The sequence below is a fragment of the Paracoccus homiensis genome, from assembly GCF_900111675.1.
Classification (GTDB): domain Bacteria; phylum Pseudomonadota; class Alphaproteobacteria; order Rhodobacterales; family Rhodobacteraceae; genus Paracoccus; species Paracoccus homiensis.
Genome location: NZ_FOHO01000004.1, coordinates 230036 through 245707 on the forward strand (window position 1 = coordinate 230036; position 15672 = coordinate 245707).

16 protein-coding genes and 1 riboswitch are annotated in these 15672 nt (G+C 65.9%); of the genes, 12 read left to right on the forward strand and 4 right to left on the reverse strand.

Translation table 11 applies throughout. From position 1 onward, the window contains the following. Nucleotides 1-37 precede the first annotated feature (37 nt). Genes BMX67_RS07890 through BMX67_RS07900 form a run of 3 tightly spaced genes read left to right on the forward strand, consistent with a single transcriptional unit; the run spans nucleotide 38 to nucleotide 3052 of the window. Nucleotides 38-547, forward strand: coding sequence for a TRAP transporter small permease (locus tag BMX67_RS07890; protein ID WP_090733865.1), 510 nt, complete (start codon nucleotides 38-40; stop codon nucleotides 545-547). A gap of 1 nt (nucleotide 548) precedes the next feature. Next, nucleotides 549-1847, forward strand: coding sequence for a TRAP transporter large permease (locus BMX67_RS07895; RefSeq protein ID WP_090733867.1), 1299 nt, complete (start codon nucleotides 549-551; stop codon nucleotides 1845-1847). Between the two features lie 8 nt (nucleotides 1848-1855). Then, complete coding sequence (locus tag BMX67_RS07900) at nucleotides 1856-3052, forward strand: amidase family protein (protein WP_090733868.1); 1197 nt, start codon at nucleotides 1856-1858, stop codon at nucleotides 3050-3052. Nucleotides 3053-3111: 59 nt separating this feature from the next. Here BMX67_RS07900 and BMX67_RS07905 read toward each other — a convergent pair whose 3' ends face one another. After that, nucleotides 3112-3624, reverse strand: coding sequence for a cell wall hydrolase (locus BMX67_RS07905; protein WP_090733870.1), 513 nt, complete (start codon nucleotides 3622-3624; stop codon nucleotides 3112-3114). A 202-nt stretch (nucleotides 3625-3826) separates the two neighbouring features. Between BMX67_RS07905 and BMX67_RS07910 the strand changes: the two genes are divergently transcribed. The 7 genes from BMX67_RS07910 (at nucleotide 3827) to BMX67_RS07940 (ending at nucleotide 11288) form a co-directional block, all read left to right on the forward strand. Then, nucleotides 3827-5752, forward strand: coding sequence for a DEAD/DEAH box helicase (locus BMX67_RS07910; protein ID WP_090733872.1), 1926 nt, complete (start codon nucleotides 3827-3829; stop codon nucleotides 5750-5752). Nucleotides 5753-5819: 67 nt separating this feature from the next. After that, nucleotides 5820-5940, forward strand: a riboswitch (TPP riboswitch). Nucleotides 5941-6052: 112 nt separating this feature from the next. Beyond that, nucleotides 6053-7840 (forward strand): phosphomethylpyrimidine synthase ThiC, encoded by a 1788-nt coding sequence (gene thiC / locus BMX67_RS07915; protein WP_090733873.1) that lies wholly within the window; start codon nucleotides 6053-6055, stop codon nucleotides 7838-7840. After that, a complete protein-coding gene (locus BMX67_RS07920; protein WP_090733875.1) occupies nucleotides 7837-8775 on the forward strand; it encodes an FAD-dependent oxidoreductase in 939 nt (312 codons plus the stop codon). Before thiC ends, BMX67_RS07920 begins: the two co-directional genes overlap by 4 nt. Next, entirely contained in the window at nucleotides 8765-8962 is a 198-nt protein-coding gene (gene thiS, locus BMX67_RS07925; RefSeq protein WP_090733877.1) for a sulfur carrier protein ThiS, read from the forward strand. Before BMX67_RS07920 ends, thiS begins: the two co-directional genes overlap by 11 nt. Before the next feature lie 3 nt (nucleotides 8963-8965). Beyond that, entirely contained in the window at nucleotides 8966-9724 is a 759-nt protein-coding gene (locus BMX67_RS07930; protein WP_090733879.1) for a thiazole synthase, read from the forward strand. Nucleotides 9725-9729: 5 nt separating this feature from the next. Next, entirely contained in the window at nucleotides 9730-10332 is a 603-nt protein-coding gene (locus tag BMX67_RS07935; protein ID WP_090734054.1) for a thiamine phosphate synthase, read from the forward strand. After that, the gene (locus BMX67_RS07940) at nucleotides 10329-11288 is read left to right on the forward strand and encodes a ThiF family adenylyltransferase (protein WP_090733881.1); all 960 of its coding nucleotides are present in this window, start codon (nucleotides 10329-10331) and stop codon (nucleotides 11286-11288) included. The genes BMX67_RS07935 and BMX67_RS07940 overlap by 4 nt, the downstream gene beginning before the upstream one ends. Nucleotides 11289-11297: 9 nt before the next feature. Here the strand turns inward: BMX67_RS07940 and BMX67_RS19560 are convergent, their stop codons facing one another. The 3 genes from BMX67_RS19560 to BMX67_RS07950 form a co-directional block, all read right to left on the reverse strand. After that, on the reverse strand, nucleotides 11298-11462 hold the full coding sequence (locus tag BMX67_RS19560; RefSeq protein ID WP_175479849.1) for a hypothetical protein: 165 nt from the start codon (nucleotides 11460-11462) through the stop codon (nucleotides 11298-11300). A gap of 164 nt (nucleotides 11463-11626) precedes the next feature. Further along, entirely contained in the window at nucleotides 11627-12763 is a 1137-nt protein-coding gene (locus tag BMX67_RS07945) for a Gfo/Idh/MocA family protein (protein ID WP_090733883.1), read from the reverse strand. 14 nt (nucleotides 12764-12777) lie between these two features. After that, complete coding sequence (locus tag BMX67_RS07950) at nucleotides 12778-13539, reverse strand: GntR family transcriptional regulator (RefSeq protein WP_090733885.1); 762 nt, start codon at nucleotides 13537-13539, stop codon at nucleotides 12778-12780. A 62-nt stretch (nucleotides 13540-13601) separates the two neighbouring features. Between BMX67_RS07950 and BMX67_RS07955 the strand changes: the two genes are divergently transcribed. Further along, nucleotides 13602-14756, forward strand: coding sequence for an LLM class flavin-dependent oxidoreductase (locus tag BMX67_RS07955; protein WP_090733887.1), 1155 nt, complete (start codon nucleotides 13602-13604; stop codon nucleotides 14754-14756). 1 nt (nucleotide 14757) lies between these two features. Next, complete coding sequence (locus tag BMX67_RS07960; RefSeq protein ID WP_090733888.1) at nucleotides 14758-15672, forward strand: aldo/keto reductase; 915 nt, start codon at nucleotides 14758-14760, stop codon at nucleotides 15670-15672.

Genomic DNA, 15672 nt, shown 5'->3' on the forward strand with positions numbered 1-15672 from the left:
ACGGGCGCCGCCCGTCCACGACAAAAGGAGCGTCGCGATGGTCCTGACACGACATCTGTTCACCTTCTGCGGGGCCCTGGCCGCGCTTTCGCTTGTGGGGATCGCCGTGCTGATCCTTGCCCAGATCGTGCTGCGCATGATGGGCAGCCAGATCCCGTCCGCCGACGATTTCGCGGCATGGGGGCTGTCGGCCTCGATCTTCCTGGCGCTTCCGACCGCGCTGACGCATGGCGACCATATCCGCGTGACCTCGTTGCGCCAGCTGCTGCCTGCGGGCATCGGACACGCGGCGGACATCATCGCTGCGGGCTTTGCCACGCTGATGATGGCCTGGGTCGCATGGGCGATCTTCGGCTATGTCCACGAAAGCTGGGCCTATGACGATGTCAGCCAGGGGATCGTCGCGGTGCCGCTGTGGATCCCGCAATCGGCCATGGCCTTCGGCGCGATCCTGTTCGCGGTGGCCTTTGCCGAACGCACGCTGCGCCTGGTCCTGGGCCTGCCGGTCGAACGCGACGATGTCGCCGAACAAGCACGGGGCGAGTGACATGGAAATCCTTTCGCAATCCGCCGTTCTTGTCGTGACGCTGCTGGTCCTTCTGGGCCTGGGCGTCTGGGTCGGCGTGGCGCTTCTGGCATCCGCCGTGGTGATCTTCCTGCTGTTCACCTCCAGCCCGGTCGATGCGGTGCTTGGCACCACGATGTGGGCGCATTCCGCCAGCTGGACCCTGACCGCGCTGCCGCTGTTCATCTGGATGGGCGAGATCCTGTACCGCACCCGCCTGGCCGAGGATCTGTTTTCCGGCCTTGCCCCCTGGGTCGGGCGTCTGCCCGGCGGGCTGGCGCATGTGAACGTGGTGGGCTGCGGCATCTTCGCCGCCGTGTCTGGATCGTCGGCAGCCACCACGGCCACCGTGGGCCGCATTTCGCTGCCGGAACTGAAATCGCGCGGCTATGACGACCGGCTGGCCATCGGGTCGCTGGCGGGGTCGGGCACGCTTGGCCTGCTGATCCCGCCTTCGGTCGTGATGATCGTCTATGGCGTCGCGGCGCAGGTCTCGATCAACCGCCTGTTCATCGCGGGCGTGGTGCCGGGGCTGATGCTGATGGCGCTGTTCTCGGGCTATATCGCGATCTGGTCGCGGATGAACCGCGATGCCATGCCCGCCCCCGAAACCAGCATCGGCTGGGCCGAGCGCCTGTACCGCCTGCGCCTGCTGCTGCCGGTGGTGGGGCTGATCGTGGGCGTCATCGGCTCGATCTATGCCGGTTTCGCCACCGCGACCGAGGCTGCGGCCATCGGCGTGGCGGGCGCCCTGCTGATCGCCGCGCTTGGGCGGTCGCTGACGCGCGACAGCTTCATCGCCGCGCTGTTCGGCGCGACGCGGACATCCGCGATGATCGGCCTGATCCTTCTGGGCGCGGCCTTCCTGACATCCGCCATGAGCTTCTCGGGCCTGCCCGCCGACCTGGCCGAAGTGATCTCGAACAGCGGGCTGGGCAAGGCGGGGCTGATCGCGGTGCTGACGGTGTTCTTCGTGCTGCTGGGCTGCTTCCTCGACGGGATCTCGATCGTGGTGCTGACGACCTCGGTGGTGATGCCCGCCATCGCGGCGGTGGGGATCGATCCGGTCTGGTTCGGCATCTACCTGATCATCGTGGTCGAGATGGCGCAGATCACGCCCCCTCTTGGCTTCAACCTGTTCGTGATCCAGAACCTGACCGGGCGCGGCATCTTCGAGATCACGCGCATGATCGTGCCCTATTTCCTGATCCTCGTGCTGGCGGTGATATTGCTGACGGCATTCCCCGGCATCGCCACCTGGCTTGTCCAACAAACGATCTGAGAGCTTCGATGACCAACGACCTGCTTGCCGCCGCCCGCGCCCGCGCCTCTGCCCCCGACTTCACGCGCGTGTTCGACGATCCGGTGGAAACCGAAGGCCCGCTGAGCGGCCTGACCGTCGCGGTCAAGGACCTGTTCGACGTGCGCGGTTACCCGACCGGCGCGGGCACCGCCCCCGATCCCGCGCGCGCGCCTGCGCAGGACGACGCGGTCGCCGTGGCGCGGCTGCGGGCGGCAGGGGCGGGGCTGATCGGCCATGCCAACATGACCGAATACGCCTATAGCGGGCTGGGCCTGAACCCCCATCACGGCACGCCGCTGACCCCGCTGATCGAGGGCGCGATCGCGGGTGGCTCGACCTCGGGCGGGGCGTCGGCGGTGGCGCGCGGCGTGGCCGATATCGCGCTTGGGACCGACACGGGCGGATCGGCACGCATTCCGGCGGCCTTCTGCGGGCTTTACGGGTTCAAGCCGACGGCGGACAGCATCTCGCGCAAGGGGTCCGTGCCGCTGTCGCATTCGCTGGACAGCGTGGGCGTGATGACCCGCGATCCGGCCCTGCTGCGCCCGGTGCTGAACGTGCTGCGCGACCGCCCACTGGCCGCCGCCGACATCCCCGGCACCGTGATCGTGCCGCAGAATTTCGGGCTGGACGGCGTGGATCCGCAGATCATGGAGGCCTTCGAGGCCGCGCTGGAGGTCCTGGCCCAGGGCGGCATCACCATCCGCCGCCTGTCGATGCGCTTCTTCGACGATTACAGCGCCCTGCCCGTCTGGCAGTTCAGCGCGGTCGAATCCCGCTGCCATCACGGCGCGGCCTTCGCGGATCACCGCGACCGGCTGGACCCGCGCGTCGCCTCGCGCATGGCCCGCGCGGACGAGACCGATGCCCCGGGCTATGCCCGCACGCTGATCGCGCGCCAGGCGCTGGTGAACGAGGCCACGCGCATCTTCGCGGATGCGCCCATCGTGCTGCCGACCGTCGCGACCCTGCCGCCGCAACTGGCCGACCTGTCGGACGACGCCACCTATGACCGCGTGAACCTGCTGGCACTGCGCAATACCAGCCTTGGGAACGTGATCGATGGCTGCTCGGTCAGCCTGCCGCTGACCGAGTTGCCGGGCGCGGGGCTGATGATCACCGCGCCGCGCGGCCATGACGCCACGGTCCTTGGCATGGCCGAGGTGCTGGCAGATCAGCTTTAGATCCGGCAGCACAGGAAGGGCGGGCGATATGCCCGCCCCGAACCTTGGCGTCCGGATCCTTAACGACGCCCGGTCACGCCCTCGATCGCGCGGGGCGGCACCGGACGGGTGACCAGATGGCTTTTGCGCTTTTCGTAGAAGGCGTTGCCGCCCGTGACCAACACGTAATGCATGTTGTCATAGGGAAAGCTGTAGCCCGCCGTGTGAAAGAACTGCGCATTGGCCACATAGGGATGACGCTCGCCCCGCAGCACCGCGGCGGCCGAGGCGCGGACCAGCGGCATGGCGCGGCTGTTCATGTCGCGCGTCATCACGCCCGGCGCGAACTGGTTCTTTTGCGCAACGACGCCACAGACGCTGTTTGGAAATTGCGGTGAATGCACCCGGTTCATCACCACGCTGCCGACCGCGATCATCCCATCGCGGCTGGAACGGTTCGATTCGAAATACATCGCGCGTTCCATGCAGTTCTGCGCCGAATGTCGGCCAACGCCCTTGCCGCCACCGCAGGCGGCCAGCAGCATCACCCCGACCAAACCCAGCCTCAACGCCCCGCGCCTTGCGGTTTTCATCGCCTGCCCCTTCTGTCCGCTCGTTTGTTTTGGGCAAGCTTAACCTTGGGTCCGGCATCGTGACAACTGTGCAATCTGGCTTTGACTTCATCGCCCATTCGGGATAGGTCGCCCAATCGGCTGTTCTGGTGGCGCATGGTTGAGGGCGCGTGGAGGCAGAATAGGGCCGTCCACCGGCCTGCGGGCCCTTCTAGGCACATACATGACACAGACTGATATTGCTGCGCCCCTGGCGCAGGCTTTGGCCGATCGCGGCTATGAAACACTGACCGGCGTGCAACAGGCGGTTCTGAATCCCGAAATGGTCGGTCGCGACCTTCTGGTTTCGGCGCAGACCGGCTCGGGCAAGACCGTGGCCTTCGGCATCGCCTCGGCCGCCGATCTTCTGGACGATAATGGGCTTCTGCATCAGGCCGAGGCGCCGCTGGCGCTGGCCATTGCGCCGACGCGCGAACTGGCGCTGCAGGTCGCGGCAGAACTGACCTGGCTTTATGCGGCGACCGGCGCCAAGATCGCCACCTGCGTCGGCGGCATGGATTACCGCAACGAACGGCGCGCACTGGCCCGCGGGGCGCAGATCGTGGTCGGCACCCCCGGCCGTCTGCGCGACCATATCGAGCGCGGCAGCCTTGTTCTGACCGACCTGCGCGTCGCGGTTCTGGACGAAGCCGACGAGATGCTGGACCTGGGCTTTCGCGAGGATCTGGAATTCATCCTGTCCTCCGCACCCGAAGAACGCCGCACCCTGATGTTTTCGGCCACGGTGCCGTCGGATATCGAAAAGCTGGCCCGCGATTTTCAGCGTGACGCCCTGCGCGTCACCACCAAGGGCGAGGCCCGCCAGCATGGCGACATCGCCTATCGCGCCCTGTCGGTGGCCGTGCGCGACCGCGAGAATGCGATCTTCAACCTGCTGCGTTTCTACGAGGCGCGTACCGCGATCGTGTTCTGCAAGACCCGCGCCAATGTGAACCACCTGCTTGCCCGCATGGGCAATCGCGGTTTCCGCGCCGTCGCCCTGTCGGGCGAGCTGTCACAACAGGAACGCACCCATGCGCTGCAGGCGCTGCGTGATGGCCGGGCCAGCGTGTGTATCGCGACCGATGTGGCCGCGCGCGGCATCGACCTGCCCGGCCTGGAACTGGTGATCCATGCCGATCTGCCGGGCAGCCCCGAAACGCTGCTGCACCGTTCGGGGCGGACGGGTCGCGCGGGCGCCAAGGGTGTCTCGGCGCTGATCGTGACGCCGGGCGAATTCAAGAAGGCCAACCGCCTGCTGAAAGGTGCCAAGCTGGAAGCCGAGTGGGGCAACGCGCCTTCGGCCGACGAGGTCAGCGCACGTGACGATGTGCGGATGCTGGACCATCCCGCGCTGAAAACCGCGCTGGAAGACGCATCCATCGCCGACAAGCTGCTGGAACAGTTCGGCGCGCAGCAGGTTGCCGCCGCATTCGTGCAATTGTGGCGCGATGGCCGCCCCTCGCCCGAGGAACTGACCGTGCAGGCGCCTCCGTCCGAATCCGCGCCGCGCCCGCCGCGCGAATTTGGCGATTCGGTCTGGTTCACCCTGTCGGTCGGCTATAGCGGCCGCGCCGAGGCACGTTGGCTGCTGCCGAAGATCTGCGAAGCAGGTGGCATCACCCGTGACGCCATCGGCGCGATCCGTGTGCGTGAACACGAAACCTTCGTTCAGATCGCCACTGCGGATGCCCCGAAATTCGGCGATGCTGCCGAACTGGAAGAGGGGCTGATGATGCTGCGCATGGCGGGCGAACCGCCGCTGGGTCGCGGCACCGACGGCCCCCGCCCCGGTGGCAAGCCGCAACGCGCGGGCAAGGACCGCGACCGCGGCCCGAAGCCGAAAAAGGAATTCGCGCCGCGCCCCAGACCCGCAGCCGAAAAGCCGCGTGACGAGGCCCCGACCGAAGCAAAGCCCGCCGCACGCAAGAAGCCGCGTCCCGCAGGTGAATTCACTGCACCTCGCAGCAAGAAGCCCGGCGCGGCGCGCCCCGAGGGCAAGCCCTTCCGCGCCAAGGACAAGCCCGCCAAGGGCTTCAAGGCGAAATCCGGCTCGCGCCCCGCACGGTCGGGCGATGCGCCCCCGCGCCGCTTCAAGGGCAAATCCTGATCGCGGGCGGTCGGATCGCCCCGGCGATTCCGACCGCTTGACATAGCCGCCGATCCTGCTAGCCATGTCCCCACGTCAGGGGAGTCCCGCCACGGGGACTGAGAGGCTGACAGGGGGAAACCCCGGTGAAGCGACCCTTTGAACCTGACCCAGTTGATGCTGGCGTAGGAAGACCGAAGGGCGCTTTTCCGACACGGAAAGCCTTTCGGGCCGAAGGGCCCAACCGCGTCATCGCGCCGGGCCTTGCGGCCCCTTTCTGCCGAAAGTTTCACTTGGGTCTTTTCGAAAGAGAGGACCGAAATGAAAGACACTGCCCCCGCCATCACCACCGGCCCGCTGCCCGCCTCGCGCAAGATCCATGTCGCCGGCCAGCAGCACGATATCCGCGTCCCCATGCGCGAGATCGCGATTTCCAACGAAGACCCGCTGGTGGTCTATGACAGTTCCGGCCCCTATACCGACCCCCAGATCGACATCGACATCGCCAAGGGCCTTCCGCCGATGCGCGGCGGCTGGCAGCATCAGCGCGGCGATATCGAGGCGTATGACGGGCGCGAAGTCACCGATGCCGATAACGGCTTTGCCAAGGGCGACCGCCTGACCCCGGCCTTCCCGCTGCGTCATCGGCCGATGCGCGCGAAGGGCGACCGCGCGGTGACCCAGCTGGCCTATGCGCGGGCGGGGATCATCACCCCGGAAATGGAATTCGTCGCCATTCGCGAAAACGAAAGCCGCATCGCCGCCCAGGAACGCGATGGCGAACCGATGGGCGCCGAATTGCCCGATCTGGTCACGCCCGAATTCGTGCGCCGCGAGATTGCCGAAGGCCGCGCGATCATCCCCGCCAACATCAACCACCCGGAACTGGAACCGGTGATCATCGGCCGCAATTTCAAGGTCAAGATCAACGCCAATATCGGCAACTCGGCCGTCACCTCGTCGATGGAACAAGAGGTCGAAAAGATGGTCTGGGCCATCCGATGGGGGGCAGACACGGTCATGGACCTGTCCACCGGTCGCAACATCCACAATATCCGCGACTGGATCCTGCGCAACGCGCCCGTGCCCATCGGGACGGTGCCGCTGTATCAGGCGCTGGAAAAGGTCGGCGGCGTGGCCGAGGACCTGACATGGGAGATTTTCCGCGACACGCTGATCGAGCAGGCCGAACAGGGCGTCGACTATTTCACCATCCACGCCGGCGTGCGGCTGCACATGATCCCGATGACCGCGAAACGCGTGACCGGCATCGTCAGCCGGGGCGGCTCGATCATGGCGAAATGGTGCCTGCACCATCACCGCGAAAGCTTTCTCTATGAACATTTCGAAGAGATCTGCGATATCTGCCGCCGCTATGACGTCAGCTTCAGCCTGGGCGACGGGCTGCGTCCGGGTTCCATCGCCGATGCCAACGACCAGGCGCAATTCGCCGAACTGCACACCCTGGGCGAGCTGACGAAGATTGCCTGGGCCAAGGATTGCCAGGTCATGATCGAAGGGCCGGGCCACGTGCCCATGCACAAGATCAAGGCCAATATGGAGGAGCAGCTCAAGCACTGCCACGAGGCGCCCTTCTATACGCTCGGGCCGCTGACCACCGATATCGCGCCGGGCTATGACCACATCACCAGCGCCATCGGCGCGGCGATGATCGGGTGGTTCGGAACGGCGATGCTGTGCTATGTCACGCCCAAGGAACATCTGGGCCTGCCCGACCGTGACGATGTGAAAACCGGCGTCATCACCTACAAGCTGGCCGCCCATGCCGCCGATCTGGCCAAGGGCCATCCCGGCGCGCAGCGCCGTGACGATGCCCTGTCGCGCGCCCGGTTCGAGTTCCGCTGGATCGATCAGTTCAACCTTGGTCTGGACCCCGACACCGCGCGCGAGATGCATGACGAAACCATGCCCGCCGAGGCGCATAAGGTGGCGCATTTCTGTTCCATGTGCGGGCCGAAATTCTGCTCGATGCGGATCAGCCACGACATCCGGGCCGAGGCGGAAAAGCAGCAGGGCATGGAACGCATGGCCGCGCGGTTCCGCGAAGGGGGCGAGCTTTATGTCCCGGTCCACGAGGCCGGCGAATGATCACCGTTCTGGGTGCGGGGGTGGCGGGGCTTTGCGCCGCCACCGCCCTTGCCGAACAGGGGATGACGGTCGAGGTCGTCACCCCGGCCGACGCGCCGGACCCGGTTTCCGGGCTGGCGGGGGGAATGCTGGCGCCGTTCTGCGAAGGCGACGGCGCCGATCCGCTTGTCACCCGCCGGGGGCAGCAATCCATCGCATGGTGGTCCGCCCGCGTGCGCAGCTTTCAGCCGCGCGGCACCCTGGTCCTGGCCGCGGCCCGCGATCGGGCGGAACTGGACCGCTTTGCCCGCGCCACCCAGAATCATCGCACCGTGCGGCCCGACGATCTGGAACCTGACCTGTCGGGACGCTTTGCCCGCGGTCTGTTCTTTGCCGATGAAGGCCATCTTGACCCGGCCGAGGCGATGGCAAGCCTGCGCAGCCGCCTGACTACGCGGGGCGTGCGCTTTCATCATGGCCCGCACACCGGCAGTCGCATCGTCGATTGCCGGGGCTGGTCCGCACGCGCCGATCTTCCCGACCTGCGCGGCGTGCGGGGCGAGATGCTGGAACTGTTCGCCCCGCAGGTCGCGTTGACCCGGACCATCCGCCTGCTGCACCCGCGCTTTCCCTGCTATATCGTGCCGCGCGGGCAGCACCGCTATATGATCGGCGCGACCATGGTTGAAACCGCCGATGGCGGCCCGATCACCGCCCGCGCCCTGATGGAACTGCTGTCTGCCGCCTATGCTGTCCATCCCGGCTTTGCCGAGGCGCGGCTGATCCACGGCGGCGCGGGCCTGCGCCCCGCCTTTCCCGACAACATTCCTGCCCTGCGCCGCGCGGGCGACCGCATCCACATGAACGGGATGCATCGCCACGGCTTTCTGATGGCCCCGGTTCTGGCCACCGATCTGGCGCAGCAGCTTTGCCACGAGGTGATCTATGCAAATTGACCTGAACGGCCAGCCGACCGTCACGCTTGCCGCGACGCTGGCGCAATTGATCGCGGAACGCGGTCTGGACGCCGCCTCGGTCGCCACGGCGGTCAACGGCGAATTCGTACCGCGCGGCCTGCGCGACGGAACCGCGCTGACCCCCGGCACCCGGATCGAGATCCTGTCGCCGATGCAGGGGGGCTAGGCGATGTTCTATGATCGGACCCTGTCCAGCCGCCTGATGCTGGGCACGGCGCAATACCCCTCGCCCCAGATCCTGCGCGACGCGATCGCGGCGTCGGGCGCGGATGTCATCACCGTCTCGCTGCGGCGCGAAGGACAGGAGGGCGGCGATTTCCGGCGTATCCTGAAAGACAGCGGCTGTCGCATCCTGCCGAATACCGCGGGCTGTCACAGTGTCCGCGAGGCCGTCACCACCGCCCATATGGCCCGTGAACTGTTCGGCACTGACTGGATCAAGCTGGAGGTGATCGGCCATGCCGACACGCTGCAACCCGACCCTTTCGCGCTGGTCGAGGCGGCACGCATCCTGTCCGAGGACGGCTTTCAGGTCTTTCCCTACACGACCGAGGATCTGATCGTCGGGGAAAAGCTGATCGAGGCGGGCTGCCGCGTGCTGATGCCCTGGGGCGCACCGATCGGGTCGGGTCAGGGCCTGCGGCATCTGGATGCGCTGCGCAGCATGCGGGCCCATTTCCCCGACATTCCGCTTGTGATCGACGCGGGCATCGGCGCGCCCTCGCAGGCGATGATGGCGATGGAGATGGGCTTCGACGCCGTACTGCTGAACACCGCCGTCGCCAAGGCGGTCGATCCGGTCGGCATGGCCCGCGCCTTTGGTCAGGCGGTCGTCGCCGGACAGCTGGCGCATCAGGCAGGGCTGATGCCGCCGCGCGACATGGCCGTCGCCTCGACCCCGATCTTCGGACTGGCGGCACTGGCATGACGCGGCTGGATCCGTTCTACCTGATCGTGGGCGATGTGGCCGAATTGCAGGCGCTGGTGCCGCTGGGGGTGCGGTTGGTGCAACTGCGGGTCAAGGATCAGCCGCCGGCAGAACTGCGCCGTCAGATCACGCTGGCCAAATCGATCTGCGATCGGCACTTTTGCCAACTTGTCATCAACGATTACTGGCAATTGGCACTGCAAGAAGGCTGCGATTTCGTGCATCTGGGCCAGGAAGATCTGGACAGCGCCGATCTGCCCGCCCTGCGGCGTGCCGGCATCCGCGTCGGGCTGTCGACCCATGACGAGGCCGAACTGGACCGCGCCCTGACGCAGAATCCGGCCTATGTCGCGCTGGGACCGGTCTATCCGACCCTGCTGAAGAAGATGAAATGGGGGCCGCAGGGCCTGGACCGCGTGTCGGACTGGAAACGCCGTGCGGGCCAGGTGCCGCTGGTGGGGATCGGCGGGCTGACCGTGCAGCGGCTGCCCGACCTGTTCACCGCCGGGGCCGACAGCGCCGCCGTCGTCACCGACATCCAGCGCGCGCCCGATCCCGTCGCGCGTTGCCGCGACTGGATCGCCGCGACCCGAGGATATCTGCCATGACCCGCTATGACCGACAGACCCGCCTTCCCGAAATCGGCCCCGACGGCCAGGACAGGCTGCGAAAGGCGCATGTTCTGGTGGCGGGCGCGGGCGGGCTGGCGGCGCCCTTGCTGCCCCTTCTGGCCGGGGCCGGAATCGGGCGTATCACCCTGTTCGATGGCGACGTGGTCGAGGCGCACAACCTGCATCGCCAGACCCTGTTCCGGATGACCGATATCGGCACGCCGAAGGTCAGCAGTGCGGCACGGGAACTGACGGCGCTGAACCCCGAATGTAGAATTGTCGCACGGGCCGAGCATATGACCCCGGCCAACGCCCGTACGGCTATCGAAGGCGTCGATCTGGTCATCGACGCCGCGGACCGCTTTACCCTGACCTATCTTCTGTCGGATCTGTGCCACGCTGCCGGGCTGCCGATGATCAGCGCCTCGGTGCTGGGGCGGCGGGGACATGTCGGCGGGTTCTGCGGCGCTGCGCCCAGCTATCGCGCGATCTTTCCCGACCTGCCGGGCGGGGCGCAAAGCTGCGCGACGGCAGGCGTCATGGGACCGGCGGTCGCGGTGATGGGATCGTTGCAGGCGCAGATGGCGATGGCGGTACTGCTGGGCCTGAAGCCCAGTCCTCTGGGGCTGATGATGACGGTCGATCTGGCCGATTGGCAGGTGACGCGGTTCCGGTTCGACAGCGCCCCCGAACCGACAGGCCGGCACCCCGTGCTGCTGTCGCGTCTTGACCTGCGGACCGATGACGAGGTGATCGACCTTCGCGATATCGCCGAGGCCCCGGTCATGGCCGTGCCGCAGGCGATCCGTCTTGCGCCCGAAGATGTGGCCGGGCTGATCCCGCAGGGACGGCGCACGATCTTTGCCTGCGCCACGGGTCTTCGTGCATGGGCTGCGGCGCGCAAGCTGACCGATCGGGGACTGCGCGCCGCAGTTCTGGTTGATGGCGATTGACTGACCCGGTCAGACCAGCCAGCGACGCATCGCCCCCAGCGACAGCTTGACCGCCAGAAGGCCGGTGCCCGCCACGGCCAGCAGCGGTTGATCGAAATGGGCGGCGGCGGCGAACAGGCCCAGTACTGGAACCCATCCCGAAGCAGCCAAGACGGCATAAGGCAGATTGCGCATGGCATCCTCCTGCAAGATTCAAAATTTGGGTGGTTCCTGCTGCCCTGAGGGGCATGTTTTGCATGCCGTCAGGATTCGCCGGAAACTGCGCCGCAGCTAGTGGATCCTGCGGCCCCTTTCAAGGCCGCAGGATGATGGGTCGCCGCGTGACGTCAGGTGACGGGTCAGTCCAGCAATTCGCTCATCTCGACGGCGCGATGTTCCAGCATCGAGCGCTGCGCCGCAAAGCCCATCAGAACCGCCCATTTGCCATCCTGCAGGCTGACCTCGGGGGCGCTGCGCTGACCGCGCACCAGTTCCAGAAAGCCGCGATGCTGATAGAAGGTCGAGCCGTTGTGATCGCCCGCCTCCAGGATGGTCGGATCGACCGGGATCTCGCGGATCTCTGGCCCCTTGGGCATGCGCGGCGACACGATCACTTGCGGGACCGGCGCCTCGCCCAGATGTTCGGGCCAGAAACGGCCCGGTCCGGGGACCAGCGCCTCGATCTTGCCGGTCGGACCGACCGCCGAGATTTCCTCTTGATAGCGCGAGCCCTCGGCGAACATGCACAGTTCCAGCATCGCGCGCACACCGCTTTCGAATTCGACGATGACATAGCCGTGGTCGAAGATGTCCGGGGTTTCGCCGCCATAGGTTTCGTCCAGATGGTTGCCCGCCTGACCACCCATCGCCATCACGCGCACCGGGTTCGATTTCAGCGCAACCCGCATCAGGTCAAAGAAATGGCAGCATTTTTCCACGAAGGTGCCGCCGGTAAAGCGGTTGAACCGGTTCCATTCGCCGACCTTGGGCAGGAAAGGGAAACGGTGTTCGCGGATGGTCAGCATCTTGATGCCGCCGGTCGCGGCCTCGGCCTCTTCCAGCAGCTTCGCGACCGGGGGCATATAGCGATATTCCATCGCCACCCAGACCGGCGCGGGGTAGTTCGCGGCGAAATTCTCGATCACCGCTGCATGTTCAGGATCGGTGAACAGCGGCTTTTCGACCAGAACCGGCAAGGGGCGACGGCTGGCGATGGCCAGCAATTGTTCGACATGGCGATAGTTCGGGCTGGCAATCAGCAGGCAGTCGATATCGTCCAGATCCAGCAGCGCCTCGACGCTGTCGACGAAACGGGCGGTCGGGGCAAAGCGGCGGGCGGCCTCGCGCATGGCGGCATCGGGTTCGAAGATCGCGCCGATCGCCGTATTGTCCAGCAGCGCGATATTGCGCAGATGTTCCTGCCCCATCATACCGCATCCGATGATGCCATAGGTGATGGTGCGGGTCTCGCTGCGCGCGAGGGTCTGGGTGGACATGAAGTCGCTCCTCATCAGATCAGGCGCTGCACATACAGCGCCCTGTCGGTGTCAAACCAAGTTCGTGAAAATTCGACCGCGCGGGGCCCCTGCGCCCAGGACAGCCGTTCGATATAGCCGGTGACCTGCCCCGCAGGCAGGCGAAAGCGGTCGGGCGACCATGGCGGCACGGCGCCCACGCCAACCCGATCCTCGGCGCGGGTGATCCAAAGCCGCAGCGCGGTCTTGTAGGTCAGATACAGCGAATCCTGCACCTGCGCGCGGGCCACGCGACCCGCCCCGCCATCCAGCCAGATCTCCTCGACCGCGATCACGACATCATCCAGGAACCGCAGCCGCCGGAACCGCGTCCCATGATCCGAGCTGCCATAGTCGGGCTGCGCCGCATCCTTTGGCAGATAATCGACCGACAGGATATCGGCATTGGGCAGACCGCCCCCGCCCTGCGCATGTTCCAGCCGGAACATCGAATAGACCGAGGCGACGGGCGCGCCCACGCGGATATAATTGCCCGATCCCTGACGCCGTTCCAGCAGCCCCTTGCCTTCCAGATCAGCCAGGGCCTTGCGCAGGGTGCGGACCGTCGTGCCGTGGCTGGCCGCGAATTCGCGTTCAGGTGGCAGCTTCTGCCCATCGACCAGCCGACCCGCCGCGATATCGCGAATCACCAACTCGCTGATCTGCAGATAGATCGGCAGCGCGTCGGGCCTGCTGTGGCGATTTCGGGTGTCGGTCTGCACGTTTCGATCCGATTGGCGAAAAAATTGATGCCCCATTGATCTACATCAAGGACACGGGTAGGAAAAGGGAAAGTTGCACGCCTTCAGGAGGGGAATTCATGACGGTCGTACCCGTGACATCCGCCGATCTCGACGCAGTCGAAGTGGCATGGTTTTCGGCGCTTTGCTCGGACGATTATCAGTTCCTGGGCGTGCCGGACGGGTCGCTGCGGTCGTCGTGGAAACACTGTTCGGACATCGTGAAGACCGCCGAATCGCAAGGCTTCGGCAATATCCTGTGCCCGTCCTCGTATCAGGTCGGCCAGGACACGCTTAGCTTTGTCGCGGGCTGCGCGCCCATCACCGACCGCATCAACCTGCTGGCAGCCGTGCGCTGCGGCGAGATGCAGCCCATCATGCTGGCCCGCACCATCGCCACGCTGGACCACATGCTGGAAGGCCGGCTGACGGTGAACATCATCTCGTCCGATTTTCCGGGCGAACAGGCCGATAGCGGCTATCGCTACCAACGCTCGCGCGAGGTGGTCGAGATCCTGAAACAGGCCTGGACCCGCGACCAGATCGATTATCAGGGCGAGGTCTATAATTTCAGCGGCCTCACCACCGATCCCGCCCGCCCCTATCAGCAGGGCGGTCCGATGCTGTATTTCGGCGGCTACAGCCCCGCCGCACTGGACCTGTGCGGCCAGCATTGCGACGTCTATCTGATGTGGCCCGAAAAATCCGAAGACATCGCCGAACGGATGAAGGCCGCCAATGCCGCCGCCGAAAGATACGGCCGCACGCTGGATTACGGTTTCCGGTCGCATGTGATCGTCCGCGATACCGAAGCCGAGGCCAAGGACTACGCCCGCCACATCGCCAGCAAGCTGGATGACGATCTGGGCCGTGCGATACGTGAACGCGCGCTTGATTCGGGCAGCCTTGGCGTCAGCCATCAGGCCCGCAACCGCGAACTGGCCGATTTGGAAGGCTATATCGAACCGAATCTGTGGACCGGCATCGGGCGCGCGCGTTCGGGCTGTGGCGCGGCGATCGTCGGCTCGACCGATCAGGTGCTGACCAAGCTGGAAGAACTTCAGAAGATGGGCATCCGTGCCTTTATCCTGTCGGGCTATCCCCATATCGACGAAGCCGATCACTTTGGCAGCCGCGTATTGCCGCAGATGAAAACCTGTCAGTTGAACAAGGTCTGGGGCCGCGTCCCCGACAGCATGCCGCAGACGCCCCTTGGCGCAGGAGAACGTCGCTAAGATGGATATCACCACGACCCCCACCACCGACCGCGTGCAGATCGCCGAGGGGCTTAGCTTTTCGCGCCTTGTCTATGGAATGTGGCGGATCGGCGATGATGCCGACACTTCGGCCAGCCATGTCCGCGCCAAGATCGACGCCTGCCTAGATCAGGGCATCACCACGCTGGATCAGGCCGACATCTATGGCGATTACACCGCCGAATCGATCCTTGGCCAGGCGCTGAAGGCCGACACCGCCCTGCGCCAGAAGGTCGAACTGGTCACCAAATGCGACATCGTCGCGCCGATCGGCAAATACAGCGACGCGCCGTGCAAATACTACGACACGTCCAAGGCGCATATCGATGCCTCGGTCGAAAATTCGCTGAAGGATCTGGGGACAGACTATCTGGACCTGCTGCTGATCCATCGTCCCGACCCGTTGATGGATGCCGAGGAAACCGGCGCCGCGCTGGACGCGCTGGTGGCATCGGGCAAGGTCCGCGCCGTCGGCGTGTCCAACTTCCGTCCCTGGGATGTCCAGCTGCTGCAAAGCGCGATGTCGACGCGGCTGGCCACCAACCAGATCGAAATCTCGCTGGCCCGCATCGCGCCCTTCACCGATGGCGATCTGGCCTTCCATCAGCGCCGTCAGGACCCGATCATGGCCTGGTCCCCGCTTGGCGGTGGCAGCCTGATGCAGGGTGATGGCGAGGTGGCACGCCGCATGGACGTGCTGGCGCAGGAATATGGCGTTGACCGCGCGGCAATCGCGATCGCCTTCCTGCTGCGTCACCCGGCAACGATCCTGCCGGTTCTGGGCACCAACGCGCTGGACCGCATCGCGCGGATCGGCGATGCCGCCAAGGTTCAGCTGACCCGCGTTCAGTGGTTCCAGCTGTACGAGGCCGCACTGGGCCACGAGGTCGCGTGA